Origin of the sequence: Bacillus sanguinis, assembly GCF_018332475.1 — a bacterium.
GTDB classification, from domain to species: Bacteria; Bacillota; Bacilli; order Bacillales; family Bacillaceae_G; genus Bacillus_A; species Bacillus_A sanguinis.
The window spans coordinates 1-14,439 of record NZ_BOQB01000032.1 but is presented as its reverse complement, the minus strand read 5'-3'; the positions used below and the strand labels follow the sequence as shown (position 1 = coordinate 14,439).

Annotated in this window: 16 protein-coding genes and 1 pseudogene; 10 read left to right on the top strand and 7 right to left on the bottom strand. The window is 34.7% G+C overall.

The window, feature by feature from the left end; all coding sequences use genetic code 11:
• Positions 1 to 34: 34 nt before the first annotated feature.
• Positions 35 to 358 (bottom strand): heme oxygenase, encoded by a 324-nt coding sequence (gene isdG, locus KI369_RS05265; protein ID WP_000587815.1) that lies wholly within the window; start codon positions 356 to 358, stop codon positions 35 to 37.
• A gap of 330 nt (positions 359 to 688) precedes the next feature.
• Here isdG and KI369_RS05260 point away from each other — a divergent pair, with 330 nt between their 5' ends.
• Together KI369_RS05260 and KI369_RS05255 are read left to right on the top strand one after the other, a co-directional pair.
• Positions 689 to 2,479, top strand: a complete 1,791-nt coding sequence (locus KI369_RS05260) for a cation:proton antiporter (protein ID WP_212955271.1) — start codon at positions 689 to 691, stop codon at positions 2,477 to 2,479.
• Between the two features lie 90 nt (positions 2,480 to 2,569).
• Positions 2,570 to 3,769, top strand: a complete 1,200-nt coding sequence (locus tag KI369_RS05255) for a class I SAM-dependent rRNA methyltransferase (RefSeq protein WP_212955270.1) — start codon at positions 2,570 to 2,572, stop codon at positions 3,767 to 3,769.
• Positions 3,770 to 3,807: 38 nt separating this feature from the next.
• Here KI369_RS05255 and KI369_RS05250 read toward each other — a convergent pair whose 3' ends face one another.
• Positions 3,808 to 4,002 carry a YwbE family protein gene (locus KI369_RS05250; RefSeq protein ID WP_212955269.1) on the bottom strand — a complete coding sequence of 65 codons (195 nt, stop codon included), beginning with the start codon at positions 4,000 to 4,002 and terminating at the stop codon, positions 3,808 to 3,810.
• Positions 4,003 to 4,176, bottom strand: coding sequence for a hypothetical protein (locus tag KI369_RS05245; RefSeq protein WP_001293578.1), 174 nt, complete (start codon positions 4,174 to 4,176; stop codon positions 4,003 to 4,005).
• A gap of 168 nt (positions 4,177 to 4,344) precedes the next feature.
• Between KI369_RS05245 and KI369_RS05240 the strand changes: the two genes are divergently transcribed.
• From KI369_RS05240 to KI369_RS05210, 7 genes are all read left to right on the top strand, one after another.
• The gene (locus KI369_RS05240) at positions 4,345 to 5,037 is read left to right on the top strand and encodes a response regulator transcription factor (RefSeq protein ID WP_212955268.1); all 693 of its coding nucleotides are present in this window, start codon (positions 4,345 to 4,347) and stop codon (positions 5,035 to 5,037) included.
• 1 nt (position 5,038) lies between these two features.
• Positions 5,039 to 5,974 carry a HAMP domain-containing histidine kinase gene (locus KI369_RS05235; protein ID WP_212955267.1) on the top strand — a complete coding sequence of 312 codons (936 nt, stop codon included), beginning with the start codon at positions 5,039 to 5,041 and terminating at the stop codon, positions 5,972 to 5,974.
• A 126-nt stretch (positions 5,975 to 6,100) separates the two neighbouring features.
• Complete coding sequence (locus KI369_RS05230; RefSeq protein WP_212955266.1) at positions 6,101 to 7,024, top strand: ABC transporter ATP-binding protein; 924 nt, start codon at positions 6,101 to 6,103, stop codon at positions 7,022 to 7,024.
• Complete coding sequence (locus tag KI369_RS05225) at positions 7,017 to 7,178, top strand: hypothetical protein (RefSeq protein ID WP_000931273.1); 162 nt, start codon at positions 7,017 to 7,019, stop codon at positions 7,176 to 7,178. Before KI369_RS05230 ends, KI369_RS05225 begins: the two co-directional genes overlap by 8 nt.
• A 34-nt stretch (positions 7,179 to 7,212) precedes the next feature.
• The gene (locus KI369_RS05220) at positions 7,213 to 7,917 is read left to right on the top strand and encodes an ABC transporter permease (RefSeq protein ID WP_212955265.1); all 705 of its coding nucleotides are present in this window, start codon (positions 7,213 to 7,215) and stop codon (positions 7,915 to 7,917) included.
• A 37-nt stretch (positions 7,918 to 7,954) separates the two neighbouring features.
• Entirely contained in the window at positions 7,955 to 8,824 is an 870-nt protein-coding gene (locus tag KI369_RS05215; RefSeq protein WP_212955264.1) for a DUF4097 family beta strand repeat-containing protein, read from the top strand.
• A gap of 26 nt (positions 8,825 to 8,850) precedes the next feature.
• A complete protein-coding gene (locus KI369_RS05210) occupies positions 8,851 to 9,546 on the top strand; it encodes an ABC transporter permease (protein ID WP_212955263.1) in 696 nt (231 codons plus the stop codon).
• 62 nt (positions 9,547 to 9,608) lie between these two features.
• On the opposite strand, the gene KI369_RS05205 is transcribed toward KI369_RS05210, so the two are convergent.
• The 4 genes from KI369_RS05205 to KI369_RS05190 form a co-directional block, all read right to left on the bottom strand.
• The gene (locus KI369_RS05205; RefSeq protein ID WP_070173823.1) at positions 9,609 to 9,941 is read right to left on the bottom strand and encodes a YfjL-like protein; all 333 of its coding nucleotides are present in this window, start codon (positions 9,939 to 9,941) and stop codon (positions 9,609 to 9,611) included.
• 137 nt (positions 9,942 to 10,078) lie between these two features.
• Positions 10,079 to 10,582, bottom strand: coding sequence for a DinB family protein (locus KI369_RS05200; protein ID WP_212955262.1), 504 nt, complete (start codon positions 10,580 to 10,582; stop codon positions 10,079 to 10,081).
• Positions 10,583 to 10,693: 111 nt separating this feature from the next.
• Positions 10,694 to 12,730, bottom strand: coding sequence for a Fe(3+)-hydroxamate ABC transporter permease FhuB (gene fhuB, locus KI369_RS05195; RefSeq protein ID WP_212955261.1), 2,037 nt, complete (start codon positions 12,728 to 12,730; stop codon positions 10,694 to 10,696).
• Positions 12,731 to 12,737: 7 nt separating this feature from the next.
• Entirely contained in the window at positions 12,738 to 13,712 is a 975-nt protein-coding gene (locus tag KI369_RS05190) for an ABC transporter substrate-binding protein (protein WP_212955260.1), read from the bottom strand.
• Between the two features lie 543 nt (positions 13,713 to 14,255).
• Here KI369_RS05190 and KI369_RS05185 point away from each other — a divergent pair.
• Positions 14,256 to 14,439, top strand: a pseudogene (locus KI369_RS05185) (BclA C-terminal domain-containing protein); the annotation flags it as partial.

Here is a 14,439-nt window from a genome sequence, read left to right as displayed (position 1 = left end):
TTCTCATATTCTATACTTTAAAAAAGAAATATGTTTACTGCGCTGCAGCCATTGGCATACGTACAACTTTCACATCATAGTAAGAGATTTTATTATCAAGAATATAATCTGGCATTCCACCTTGATGTGAGTGAGCAGCTTTAAATGCTGGGCTCTTCGTCCAACCTTGGAAATCTTCTTTTGCATTCCAGCGTGTGCTAATTGTTACTTCATCATAATCAACTGTATTTTGCGTTAAAAGAACTTCTAATCCTAAAAATCCTGGCATTGTTTCGACTTGACCTACTTTATTAAAACGATCAATTAATTTATGTCCATTTCCCTTTGTAATTTTAGCTGTATTTGTAACAATAATCATGTTTTATTCCTCCTATTAAATGTAGCCTGTATTTTCGAGAACTCATATATCTTAAATGATAATGAAAATCATTATCATTGTCAATGATTATCTTAAATTATGATACTATTTTTTTATTGCGATGAGTGTAGGATAATAATTAGTGGAGATGACAAAAACCCCCTACGGATTAAAGTTTCACTTTATGTAAGTGCAGTATCCCTCTGTTGAAGGTGTTGACTATGTATTTAACTTGATTATATATTATGTAAATAGAATTAATTGAAAATATGTAGAAGTAAAGTATGGTTTATACTTTGCTGTCGCAATACTATGGACAAGGAGGGCATTATGGTCGAATCACTTTTACTTAGTATCGTTATTATTATTACGTTAGGTATTGCTTCACAATGGACTGCATGGCGCTTCCAGCTTCCAGCTATTGTTGTTATGGCAGTTGCTGGATTATTAATTGGTCCAGTTTTCGGTATTATTAATCCGAAAGAGGTGCTTGGAGATGTTTTTAGTCCACTCGTATCACTTTCTGTTGCGATTATATTATTTGAGGGTAGTTTAAGTTTGGATATACGTGAACTGAGGGGACTATCAAAACCAGTATTTCGTATCGTTACGTTTGGTGCATTTATTGCTTGGATTGCTGGCTCGCTTGCAGCTCACTACGTCGCTGGATTAGATTGGGCGGTTGCATTTATTATCGGAGGACTTTTTATTGTGACAGGTCCAACGGTAATTATTCCATTGTTACGTCAAGCGCGCTTAAAACCAAGGACAGCTGCAATTTTGAAATGGGAAGGAATTATCGTTGATCCATTTGGAGCTTTGCTTGCTGTATTTGCTTTTCAAATTGTAAATTTCTTAACGAAAGAAAATGTACAATTACATACGTTGCTATATTTCTTTGCAGGTTCGTTATTTGCAATGGTGCTTGGGTATGTGTTTAGTATTTTTATGAGTTATATGATTTTAAAGGGAAAAGTACCAGAATATTTAAAGGCACCGATTTTACTTGTTACGGTACTATTATGCTTCGGTATTGCAGATGAAGTGATGCATGAAACAGGTATGTTAGCTGTAACAGTAATGGGGATTACGCTTGCGAGGATGAAGAAATATATTTCCTCTATCGGTGATATTCGTCATTTTAACGAAAATATTTCAGTGCTATTAACGTCAACAGTTTTTATTATATTAACAGCATCGCTTCCAAGGACAACTATTATGGAGATTTTTAGCTGGCCTATTATAAGCTTTGTACTTATGATGTTATTTGTTGTACGTCCTTTATCAATCTGGATATCGACAATCGGAACAGAATTAACAAAATCAGAACGAGCGCTAGTTGGCTGGATTGCGCCGCGAGGTATTGTTGCATTAACTGTTTCTAGTTATTTTGCGACGGAGTTATTACAAGAAGGTTATAAAGATGCTTCTATATTAACAGCACTTACATTTGCACTCGTTATTACAACCGTTTGTGCTCACGGATTTTCAATTGGATTTTTAGCGAAGAAATTAGGATTGGCGAATACGGAGCCACCGGGAATTTTAATTTCAGGTGCGAGTACATTCTCCTCTGCTTTTGCATTGCATTGTAAAGAGATGGGTGTTCCGAGCTTAATTGTAGATGTATCTGAAGAACACTTACACTGTGCAAAGGTAAAAGAGCTTAATACATATAATGGCCAAGTACTCTCAGAACAGCTGCAATTTGAAGTGGATATGAACCAGTATGAATACTTGATCGCTGTAACAGATACGGATTCATATAACGTCTTAGTTGCAAATACATATGTTCCGCAGTTCGGGCATCATAATACATTTTTACTTCCAATCCATGATGTGGGGAAAATTGAGCAAGAGCGTATTTCTCTTTCGAAAAAAGCGCATTTACTGTTTGGTCAAAATGAAATTTATGAAGAGTTAAATAGAAAGATTGAAGAAGGTTATACTTTTAAAACGATACAAGTTGTGGAAGAACAAAAAATTAATAAAGAAGAGAGCAATTCAGAGGAAGTAATATTATTTGTTCGTCATAGTGACGGTAGTCTTACCTTTTCGACATTGTATAAATATATAGCAGTTGTGCCAGGTGATGAGCTAGTTGTACTAGCAAAGCAATAATATGGTATAGTGAAACGAGGCTGTTTTTTCAGTCTCGTTTTTTAAATGCTTCCTAAAGAGAAAGCATGCAAATGGAAAGGAAGTTATTATATGCGATCAGAAGTAACTGTAAAAATAAAACCGAAATTTATAAAAGAAATTAAAAGTGGATATCCGCTTATTTTAAAAGATGCGATTCAAAATTTAAATGATGTTCAGGAAGAAGGAACAATCATTAAAGTAGTAGATGAGAAGAACCAATTCATCGGAAAAGGTTATTATGGAAAACAAAATAAAGGATACGGCTGGATTTTAACGAGAAAAGAGAGTGAACAAATTAATCAATCTTTCTTTGAAAGTAAAATAAAATCTGCCTTACATAAACGAAAGCAGTTTTACAAATCAAGTGATACGACAGCATTCCGCGTCCTGAACGGTGAAGGTGATGGTCTTGGAGGCTTAATCATCGATTATTATGATGGCTATTATGTAGTAAGTTGGTATAGTGAAGGGATTTATAATTTCAGAGATGAGATTATTGCAGCTCTTCAAAAAGTAGCAAACTTTAAAGGCATTTATGAGAAGAAGCGTTTTGATACGAAAGGGAAATACATTGAAGGTGATGATTTCGTAGCAGGAGAACGCGGTGAGTTCCCGCTTATCGTAAAAGAGAATGGTGTGAACTTTGCGGTGTATTTAAATGATGGAGCTATGGTTGGTGTATTTTTAGATCAGCGTAACGTGCGAAAACAAATTCGTGATAAATATGCGAAGGGAAGAACCGTGTTAAATATGTTCTCTTATACAGGTGCTTTTTCTGTATTTGCAGCGCTTGGCGGAGCGAGCAAGACGACGAGTGTGGATCTTGCAAATCGTAGTTTAAGTAAAACAATTGAGCAGTTTAGTGTAAATGAAATTGATTATGAAGCACAAGATATTATTGTAGAAGATGTATTTCTTTACTTCAAATATGCTGCTAAGAAAAAGATGAAATTTGATATGGTCGTACTTGATCCTCCAAGTTTCGCCCGATCAAAAAAATATACATTTAGTGCAGCGAAAGATTATAAAAATTTATTAAAAGAAACAATTGCCATTACAGAAAATAACGGGATTATCGTTGCTTCTACAAATTGTAGTGCATTCGATATGAAAAAGTTTAAAGGCTTTATCGATACAGCCTTTAAAGAAATGAATGGTAAATATAAAATATTAGAAGAACATTCTTTACCAGAAGATTTCCGTACCATTGATCAATTTAAAGAAGGAGACTATTTAAAAGTAGTTTTCATCGAGAAAATTAAAGGGTAATAAAGAAAAGGAGCTCGAGTTTACTTGAGCTCCTTTTCTTATTGAACGATATTTTGTACTCTACCGACTTGCCCGTCTTGCAATCGCACTTTAATGCCATGCGGATGGGAAGGGGAGTTTGTTAAAATATCTTCTACAATTCCACGTGTTAATTTGCCGGTGCGTTGATCTTGTTTTAATACAATATCAACTTCAAGGCCGGGTGCGATATTAGAACGTTTTTGTCCGTTCATTTATACACCTGTACGTCTACGTTGGTTGTTTGTTTTCTTCGTTTGTTGGTTTTGTAATTTTTTTGTTTCTTGGCTTTGGTTTTTGGCATTTTGACCATTACCGTTACCTTGCTTTTTCTTTGCAAGTTGTTCGCGCATTAAATCAGCTAAGCTTACTTTTTTGTTTTCTGACATGATAAGTCTCCTTTATATAAAGTTAATTATGAACTATCGTAGTAAATTTCATCATATCATTGTTATGGAAGGAAGGGAAGTTGGTTTGAAAATTCATATTATTCTTCACAGTGTTCATTCGTTACGATACAATTAGCATGTTAATGTTTGTAAAAAGGGGATAGACATATGTCACATCATATTTTATTAGTGGAAGATGATATTTCAATTCAAGAGATGGTGGAAAAGTATTTAATAAAAGAGGGCTTTCAAGTTACAATCGCGTCTGATGGAGAGGAAGGCGTGAACACATATTTAAAAGGTTCATTTGATTTGATTATCCTCGACATTATGATGCCGAAGCTAGATGGATTAGAGGTTGTACGTATTATTCGTGAAAAAAGTGCAGTTCCGATTTTAATGATGTCAGCAAAAGATACAGATGTTGATAAAGCTGTCGGATTAGGACTTGGAGCAGATGATTACATTTGTAAGCCATTTTCTATGATTGAATTGGCTGCACGTGTAAAAGCAGGTATTCGGAGATCTACGAAATATTCGGCTACAGAAACAACAGAAAAGATGATTCAAATTGGTGATTTAACGATTGATCCAATTAATTTTACTGTGGAAAAAGACGGGAAGCCTCTCAAACTTACTTTAAAAGAATTTGAGATTCTAAAACTGTTCGTAAAGAATCAAAATCGTGTATTTACAAAAGCGCAAATATATACGTTAGTTTGGAACGAAGAGTATTATGGAGATGATAACGTTATTAATGTTCATATGAGGAGATTGCGTGAGAAAATCGAAAGTGATCCATCTAATCCAGAATATATCAAAACGTTATGGGGCATCGGCTATAAGTTGGAAGTGATGTAATATGGTCAATTTGTTAATAGGTATTATTTTTATATTGTTATGTGTCATTTACATACAATATAAAATGAGGAAAAATAGTAGTGAAAATTTGCGATACACATATGAAAAGTTAGAAAGTATTGTAAATATACAAACAGGCGAGAAGTTACTCGTTATGACAGATGATCGAGAATTGCAAAAATTATTAGTGGCAATTAATCAATTATTAGATGCAAAACAGAAAACAAATGCAGATCATGCGAAAGTAGAAATTTCGATGAGAAAAATGCTTTCAAATATTTCACATGACTTGAAAACACCGCTAACAGTTATTCTTGGATATACAGAAATGTTAAATAAGGATAAAACAATAAATAAAGAAGAACAACAAATATTACTTGAAAAGGTGCATGTGAAAACACTAGAAGTAATGGAACTAATTCATAAGTTTTTTGACTTAGCAAAATTAGAATCTGGTGACAAAGCAATCGAGATGACAAAAGTGAATATGAATGAAGTTTGTCGTGAGAAGATTTTATCTTTTTATGATTTAGTGACGTCGAAAGGTTTTCATGTTCATATTGATATACCAGAAAGAAATATATATGCACTTGGAAATGTAGAAGTATTAGGTAGGGTATTGAACAATTTAATATCAAATGCAATTACATATGGAGACGATGGAAAGATACTGGGTATGACGTTAAGAGATGATGAAACGAATGTGTATATAGACGTATGGGATAAAGGAAAAGGGATTGATGAATCTCATATTGATAAAGTGTTTGAGCGTATGTACACACTTGAAGATTCGAGAAATAGATTGTATCAAGGAAGCGGTTTAGGGTTAACGATTACGAAAAGACTGGTGGAAGCGATGGATGGAAAAATTCATCTTTCTAGTAAGCCGTATGAAAAAACAATTTTTACAGTTGCATTAAAAAAGATGCAATTTTAGCTTGTAGAGAAGTAGATTCTACAAGCTTTTTTTTCAGCGTAAGAAATTTGTAAGAAACGGGTAAGAAAAAAGAGATTTCCGTTGTCTATTATAAAAATATAAAGTAGTGCGAAAGGGGAAAGTGACATGACCTATATATTAAAAACGAATCAGTTAACGAAAGTGTTTAAAGGGAAAGAAGTTATTTCTAGTGTTAACATGCATGTGAAAAAAGGAGAGATATATGGTTTCTTAGGACCGAATGGTGCTGGTAAAACAACGATTATGAAAATGATTACAAATTTAATAAAACCGACGAGTGGTGATATTGAAATTTTCGGTGAAAAGTTAACAGACACATCTTATGAAGTATTAAAAAGAATGGGGACAATTATTGAATACCCAATCTTTTATGATAAATTAACGGCGAAAGAAAATTTAGAATTACATTGTGAATATATGGGCTATTACGATAAACATGAAATTGACCATGCATTACATTTAGTGAAACTGCAAGGGATAGATAATAAAAAAGTAAAAGATTTTTCATTGGGAATGAAACAACGACTTGGTATTGCAAGGGCAATCGTGACAAAGCCAGAATTGCTCATTTTAGACGAACCCATAAACGGTTTAGATCCAATTGGTATTAAAGAGTTACGAGACTTATTTAAAATGCTCTGCAAAGAATATGGCATTACATTATTAGTTTCTAGTCATATTTTAGGTGAGATGGAATTAATGGCGGATACAATTGGTGTCATTCAAAATGGAAAACTAATAAAAGAAGTTTCAATGAAGAGTATTAACGGAAAACAAACAGAGTACATTGAAATTACTGTTCCTGATGTGAAGCGTGCAGCTTATATTTTAGAAGATAAACTTGGTATAAAAAATTATAAAATAATGAGCGGAAATATGATTCGTGTGTATGATACGGCAGTGTCTCAGCAAGCCATTTCAAAAGCACTTATTATGAATGATGTGGAAATTGAAAGTATTAATAAGAAACATAGTTCCTTAGAGGAATATTTCTTAAATGTAATGGATGGAGAGGGCATTCATGCTTAATGAATTGTGGCTCAACCTGGTAAGTGGATTAATCGTAATGTTTATAAGTGGAATTTTATATTATAGGAAACCAGAGCGGAAATGGTTGTTAATTCTACTAGTGATAGGAATGTTAAGCGTAGTTACTGCTGGAATTAGAATGTTAGCAGTGTAGAGACAGGTATATAAAGAATGGAGGCGTGGTTTATATGTTTAAATTAATGAAACTCGAATGGAAAAAACATAAATTATCTAGTTATTTTAAAGGAGCAGCGATTGGTATTATAGCAATTTTTGCTGCGGTAAGTCTTATGGCATGGGCATCTAAAGTAGAGGATGAGTTGATGTTCTCTAGCTATATGGAATACATGTCTTTAGCAAATATTCTTATTAGAATTACATTTATTATTTTTGCATCGGTTATTTTATCACGTTTAGTGATTGATGAATACAAGAACAAAACAATACAGCTACTATTTATGTACCCACTGCAAAGGAAAATGCTAATGAGAGCGAAATTAGCAATTGTTTTTAGTTTTTGCTTTGTGAGCACGATAATTGCAACATTTATTATTAGTTTGCTCATATTCTGTATGAATCCAATAATAGGAATACTTGAAACGCCTGTTACGATGGGGGAAATAATAGCTACCGTTCCAACTACTATTATAAGTGCATTTATGATATCTGGTATAAGTTTAATTCCTTTATTTTTTGGAATGAGAAAGAAATCGACACCGACAACGATTACTTCAGCAGTAATAATTGGTATGTTGATTAATGGTAACGTTGGTCCTGGAAATGGTCAAGTAAGTATGTTTGATTTTATAGCTATCCCAATCGTGCTCTGTTTATTAGGAATTTTCATTAGTTATCTATCGTATCGAAAAATCGACAAGATTGATGTGGTGTGAAGCAAGCTTAAAACAAAAACGAACTGGGGTATGACTGGTGAAAAAAATAATAGTAATTGCAATATTAGTCATTACAATTGCTAGTGCGGTTTTGGGTTTTAAGGTATTTCAGGTGAAAGATTTTAAGCAAGAAAGGTCTTTTGAAATCAATAATATAAAAGAAATAGAAGTAGACAATGAAAACTGGAATATTGAATTTAAAAGTACAGACGCTAATAAAATAGTAATTTCCGCTCAAGGTCAACAAGTAGATAAAGAGATAGATCCCGTCAAAATAGAAAATGACGAAAATAAAATTGTGATTAAGCAAAAACAAAAGGTGACCAAATTTTTTAATGGTTTTACGTTTAGGAAGAAAAATAGTATATGTATAGCTATTCCGAGGAAAGCAATAAACAAAATTGTAGTCAATAATAAATCAGGTGATGTGAAAATAAGAGATATAGTAGTAAAAAGTATCGTGACGAAAGGAAAATCTGGAGATGAAATGATTACAGGATTATCGGCAGAGAAGGGTGAATTCACATCCGAAAGTGGAGATTTAATGTTAAAAGATAATTCATTACAAGATGTAAATATAACTTCCACTACTGGCGATAATTATGTGAAAAATGTAAAAAACGAAAATATGAACATCACTTCAACATCTGGGGAAGTATTACTGAAAGATATGACAGAAGGAAAATCATTATTTATAGAAACAAAATCAGGGGATATTGGCGTACGGTATAAAGGTGTCCCAGCATCATTGAAGCTTATGGCTAAAAGTAATTCAGCTGCTGTAATAGTGGATTTAAAAGGACTTAAGAAAGATAAAAATACAGAAAAAATAAAAGTAGGAACGATTGGTGATGCAAAAAATGAAGCGAAGATTTTAAGTGAAACAGGAGTCATTTATATTGATTAAATCTTAGGAGGAAGGAGGACACTATCATGCTACATTTAATGAAGCTAGAATTGAAAAAGTTTAAGCTTGGTTGGTACGTGAAGAGAGCAATTATTGCAAATATTGTTATACTGGCATTAATGATCTTTGTGAGCATCATCGCTCAAGTAGAAGGTGATGCAGAAATAAGAAATCCAGAGACGATATTGTTAATGGCTAGCACAATAGTAAGAGCAACGTTTATTGTTTTTGGTAGTGTATTAATCGCAAGGCTAATAATTGGTGAATATAAAAATAAAACAATACTACTCATGTTTTCTTATCCCATTAACCGAAAGAAGATGATGGCTAGTAAGTTGGCTATTACAGCGACAGTAACATTTATAACAGTTATTGTATCTAACATTTTAGTAGTAGGGATTTTCTTTGGGATAGATAGTTATTTTTCAATTCTTCCTAATTCATTTACAGTAGATCAATTGATGCAAGAAGGAATAAAACTAGTTCCTTTAGCCATTGCAACTGCGGGGATGAGTTTAATTCCATTATATTTCGGAATGCGTAAACGTTCCGTGCCAACTACAATTGTTTCATCTCTTATCGTTGTCACAATTGCAATGAATAGCAACCCAGCGTATTCTACAGCAACTTTTCTTCCCCTTCAACTAGCACTCGCAGCAATTGGAGTTGTGATTGCATATTACGGAATTAAAAATATAGAGAAGGAAGATATAACTGTATGACAAGAATAAGAAAAAAGAGTTGGCGTTACACCAACTCTTTTTTGTATATGTATGCTTCGTTACTACTCTGTAAATTTAGAGTGTGTGCTTAAATACTCTTGCACTCCTGGAGAAATATTAAAGTTATTAGGACTTTTATATTCGATAGTAAACTCTCCGTCTCTACTTGTCTCAAAGGAGATGGCATAACTATTCATTTTAGCATCGTAAGAAGTATTTTTGACTTCCGCATCTAGATTAAAGTATTTTGTAATATACTCTTTTGATTCAGTAATTGCTGCTTGTTTTCCCCAAGGGGTACCATAATAGGTGAAATAAAGAGATACACTAATAACTCCAATAATAGAAGTTAGTAAAATAGTTCCCATAGCTATTTTTTTATTTTTTGTATTCAATTTGGTTACTCCTCTTCGTAATATGTATTCATTTTAACCTATCTTTTCCATAAAACAACCATTTAATAAAAATAGTTTCACATGAAACAAGTTACAGAAAAAGACAAGGTTTGTAAATCCCTTGTCTTTTTTTGTTGTTACATTTTAGGAGCTTCCATTCCAGCTGCAGCCCATTCTTCTTTTGCTGGGCCATATACGCCAGGGACTGTTAAGCCGGCTTGTCGCATTAAAACCGTCATTTGTCCGCGATGGTGATTTTGATGATTAATAAGTGTCATTAAAAATATAGAATTTGGCATAGGACGACCAAAGAAGTCATTAATAGTAGCTAAGTCTTTATCCGTCCATTCGCCTTGAAGAGCTTCAACAAAAGCTGCATTCACTTTACGATACCCATGTGCAATTGTTGTTGCTGAAGTTGGAACAGGATAATCTTTCGTTTCCCCTTCAAATTTAAGTCCCGTACCCGATAGTATAACTGGAATTGCCGTCACGATATGCCAAGCAACTCTGCCTAATGTCCAGTGCCCAGGTGCAATTTCTTGTGATAAAGACTCATCTGTTAATGCATCGAGCATTTTTTGAGTAGACTCAGCCTCGTATGTCCATGATTGCAAGAAGCCTTCAATAGTTTGGTACATATTTATCCCTCCTAGTTATGTTCATAAGTTACATTCGTGAAAAAAAGATAGTTTCCTTTTGAACTATAAGAACGAATATAAAAAAGAGGCTTCTAACAAGAAGCCTCTTTTTTAATTAACCTTCTTCCCGCTCTTCCTCATCAACCATAAGAAATAAGGTGCTCCAAGCACAGCAACGACCAGACCAGAAGGGATTTCTTTCGGGTATGCAATTGTTCGTCCAAGTAAGTCAGCAATGGAAAGAAGAATTGCTCCAAACAGTGCGGAGCAAACGAATAATCTTTGATGGTTCATACCAACAACGATTCGTGCTAAGTGAGGTGCAACAAGACCTAGAAAGGCAATCGTACCGACAGCTGCGATATTTACAGATGCAAGTAGTGTTGCTAACACAATGAGAGCTAGGCGCGTTTTATTTACTGGTTGCCCAAGCCCTGTTGCTAAATCGTCTCCAAGTACGAGAACATCAAGTTGTTTTATTAAGAAAAAGATAATAAGCACGAGAATAAGTGATGGATATAGAATGATATTTTCTAAATGATTCCATCCTCTTGCATACGTGCTACCTGATAGCCATGTTAAAGCAGCTGCAACGTTCAAATTTGCTCTAACGATAAAGATTTGAATAATCGCTGAGCCGAGAGCTGAAATACCGATTCCTATTAAAGCGAGAGCTGTTGGGCTAAATCCTGATTTCCATGAGAAGAAGAGGACAATTCCAACTGCAAGTAATCCGCCGATAAATGCACCAATTGGTAGGAAGAAACCAGGAAGTGCGGGGAAGATATACATAATAGTTAAAGCACCAACACCAGCTCCCGATGAAATACCAATAATAGAAGGGTCAGCGAGTGGGTTTCGTAATATACCTTGGAAAACAAGCCCGCTTATTGCAAGGCATGCACCAGCGATAGCAGCAACGAGCATTCTTGGTAAACGAAGGTTCATCATCATGTTTTTATCAAATTGTGTTAATTGGCCTGATATAACATTTGTAATGCTTTCGATATAAGCGTTACTACCGATTGTAACACCAAGAGCAATTGTCACAATACAAAGTGTGATAGATATAATGATTACCTTTTTATAAGAGTAATAGCGGGAACTAGCTCCAGCTGCATTCGCACCGTTATCATTCATATATTGTTTCGATTTCATCATTCGATACACTAAGTAAATAAGCCAAGGAGATCCAATCATTGCTGTGACTGCCCCAACAGGAAGTTCGGCACCGGTTGGATCTATTAGTCTACCAACGACATCAGCTCCAAGTAATAGTACAGCTCCCCATAAGAAAGAAGAGAGAAGGAGAGTGAAGTGTTGACGGTAGCCAATAAGACGCATTAAATGTGGTGCAACTAAGCCGACAAATCCAATTGGTCCAACGACAGTTACGATTACTGCTGTTAAAAAGATTGCAGCAATGAAGGCGATAAGACGTGTTACTGCTGTTTTTTCGCCAAGAGAAACCGCAACATCATCACCAAGTAAGAGAATGTTGAGTTTGCGAGATATGCCAAGTAAAACTAGGAAAGAAATAATGATAAATGGAAAAGCAAATTGAACGCCATCCCAGTTGTTTTGAATAAGAGAGCCAGCTCCCCATAAAAATAAACCAGCTGTTTCATTTTCATAGAAAAGCTGCATCGTTCCGGTAAAGGCAGAGAGCATTAATGTAACGACCATACCAGCTAATGCCATTCTAAGTGGGGTTCCCTTTTTTCCACCAGAAATACGGTATACAAATAAAGCAGTAATAGCACCGCCGATAAATGTGAACAGAAGAGAATTAATTTGTAAATCTTTCGGTAAGAAAATTGTAGCCGCTACTAGAAAGAAATATGCGCCAGAGTGAATACCCATTGTACTGGATTCAGCCAGTGGATTTTTCGTTAACGTTTGTAAAATAACCCCAGATGCAGCAAGAGCACCTCCAGCTAAAATGGCAATTACAGCTCTAGGTAATCGAAGCATAATTAAAGTTTGATGTTCTAGCGATTGGTTCGGTGAGATAAGAGCATCAATAATCATACTATAGGAAATGTTTGCTTGACCTTGTCCGATATGAATAAAGAAAAGGAGGAGCAAGAGAGCTGCTCCTCCTCCGAATACAAGACTTGCTCGAAGTGTATGTTGTAAGCTATTCATCGTGTAATCACTTCTTCGCTGTCATTACATCTGCTACTTGTGTTGCTAAAGATGTTGCAGACTCAGGACCACCGAAAATCCAAGTGTCGCCTTTTAATTTATACATTTTGTTTTCTTTTTTGAACTTTAATTCTTCCCAAGCAGGGTTGCCTTTTAGTTGCGTGTCAAAAATGTTATCTTCATCCGCTACAATGTAAATGAAGTTTGAATCTTGTACACTTTGTAATGATTCTACAGTTGTTTGTTTGAAACCATCTGGCTCAGATTTTCCTGCTTCAAAAGTATTTGTTAAACCTAGTTTTTTTGTAACTTGTAAAGCTAAAGAATTGTCAGTTAAGATACGGAACGTTGGTACGTTTTTAGCAGTAAATGCTTGTGCCATTGCGATGTTTTTATCTTTTAAGTCTGCTTTCTCAATTTTTGCTTTTGCATCAGCGAATGCTTTATCCATATCAGCTAATACTTTTTTACCTTCTTCTTCTTTTCCAACTGCTTTTGCAATTTGTTTAAATGTTTCTGTCATTTCAGCAAAGTGATCGTTATTGCTTGTTGATGGATCAAACATAACTGTTGGTGCAATTTGCTCTAATTCATTTTTAATTGCTTTACCACGGAATGAAGCTGTGATAATTAAGTCTGGTTTTAAACGGCTAATTTCTTCTAAGTTTGGTTGTTGACGTGTCCCTACATCTACAACATCTTTATTTGGTTTTGTTTTTGTATTTACCCATTTATTATAATTCTTAATGTCTGCCATCCCTACTGGCTGAACACCAAGTGCTAATAAGTCTTCTGAATATACCCACTCAAGTACAACTACTTTTTTCGCTGGTTTATCTAACTTCGTTTCCCCTTCAGCGTGTTTAATTGTTATAGCTTGATTTTTATTGTCCGCTTTTGTTTCTTTTTTCTCCTCTTTTTGCTGTCCGCATCCAACAGCGAATAGAAGAACTACTATGAAAATACTGAGAATTTTCTTCATCTTCTGCCCCCAAATTAAGTGTTTTTTGTAACTAGTATCATAAGTGAAAATGGTTATCAATTACAACACCCAAATCATACTATGAGGGTATTTTGAGTGTCAATATATTTTTAAAATTTTGACGAAAAATAACAAATTATATGAATTTTTATATATTATAGTCGTTATTTATCCCGCTATTTGCCCGGATGTAAGATTCACATCTCAAAATTTGGATGGAGCAAAGAAGTTAGGTGGGAGTCGGGCTGATTAAAGTTTCACTTTATGGAGAGTAAGTCTCTTTACTAAAAAGATTGGCGAATGTGAAAAGTTTAAATGGGAACTTGGCTGTGTATGAAAGTGTAATGTGTATGGTTAATAATCTGTGGAGATGGGGCGAAAGTACAAGCAAAAGGAGTGAGAATCGCATGTAATAATTACTAGAATGTATGGAATAAATCTGTGTTTATCCCTAATAGGTAAAGTATTTCTTTGTTATTTAGATAGATGTTTTCTAACTCGGTGATTGTACTTAAAAGATTGCATGTAAAGGAAGTGATCAACATGTCTTCATGGAGCAATAACGTAAATGGATATTGTGGGTGTAATAATCAAAATGGTGTACATGTTGATTCATGCTGTTTCAGTTGCGATGGGACAGTTCCTAAGGTTGGTCCAACCGGTCCAACCGGTCCGACGGGGGCAACAGGAGCAACAGGTGGCACAGGCCCAACGGGGGCGACAGGAG

Coding starts and splice junctions, on each gene's coding strand:
- isdG (WP_000587815.1), bottom strand. CDS start 358: ATGATTATTGTTACAAATACAGCTAAAATTACAAAGGGAAATGGACAT.
- KI369_RS05260 (WP_212955271.1), top strand. CDS start 689: ATGGTCGAATCACTTTTACTTAGTATCGTTATTATTATTACGTTAGGT.
- KI369_RS05255 (WP_212955270.1), top strand. CDS start 2,570: ATGCGATCAGAAGTAACTGTAAAAATAAAACCGAAATTTATAAAAGAA.
- KI369_RS05250 (WP_212955269.1), bottom strand. CDS start 4,002: ATGAACGGACAAAAACGTTCTAATATCGCACCCGGCCTTGAAGTTGAT.
- KI369_RS05245 (WP_001293578.1), bottom strand. CDS start 4,176: ATGTCAGAAAACAAAAAAGTAAGCTTAGCTGATTTAATGCGCGAACAA.
- KI369_RS05240 (WP_212955268.1), top strand. CDS start 4,345: ATGTCACATCATATTTTATTAGTGGAAGATGATATTTCAATTCAAGAG.
- KI369_RS05235 (WP_212955267.1), top strand. CDS start 5,039: ATGGTCAATTTGTTAATAGGTATTATTTTTATATTGTTATGTGTCATT.
- KI369_RS05230 (WP_212955266.1), top strand. CDS start 6,101: ATGACCTATATATTAAAAACGAATCAGTTAACGAAAGTGTTTAAAGGG.
- KI369_RS05225 (WP_000931273.1), top strand. CDS start 7,017: ATGCTTAATGAATTGTGGCTCAACCTGGTAAGTGGATTAATCGTAATG.
- KI369_RS05220 (WP_212955265.1), top strand. CDS start 7,213: ATGTTTAAATTAATGAAACTCGAATGGAAAAAACATAAATTATCTAGT.
- KI369_RS05210 (WP_212955263.1), top strand. CDS start 8,851: ATGCTACATTTAATGAAGCTAGAATTGAAAAAGTTTAAGCTTGGTTGG.
- KI369_RS05200 (WP_212955262.1), bottom strand. CDS start 10,582: ATGTACCAAACTATTGAAGGCTTCTTGCAATCATGGACATACGAGGCT.
- fhuB (WP_212955261.1), bottom strand. CDS start 12,730: ATGAATAGCTTACAACATACACTTCGAGCAAGTCTTGTATTCGGAGGA.
- KI369_RS05190 (WP_212955260.1), bottom strand. CDS start 13,712: ATGAAGAAAATTCTCAGTATTTTCATAGTAGTTCTTCTATTCGCTGTT.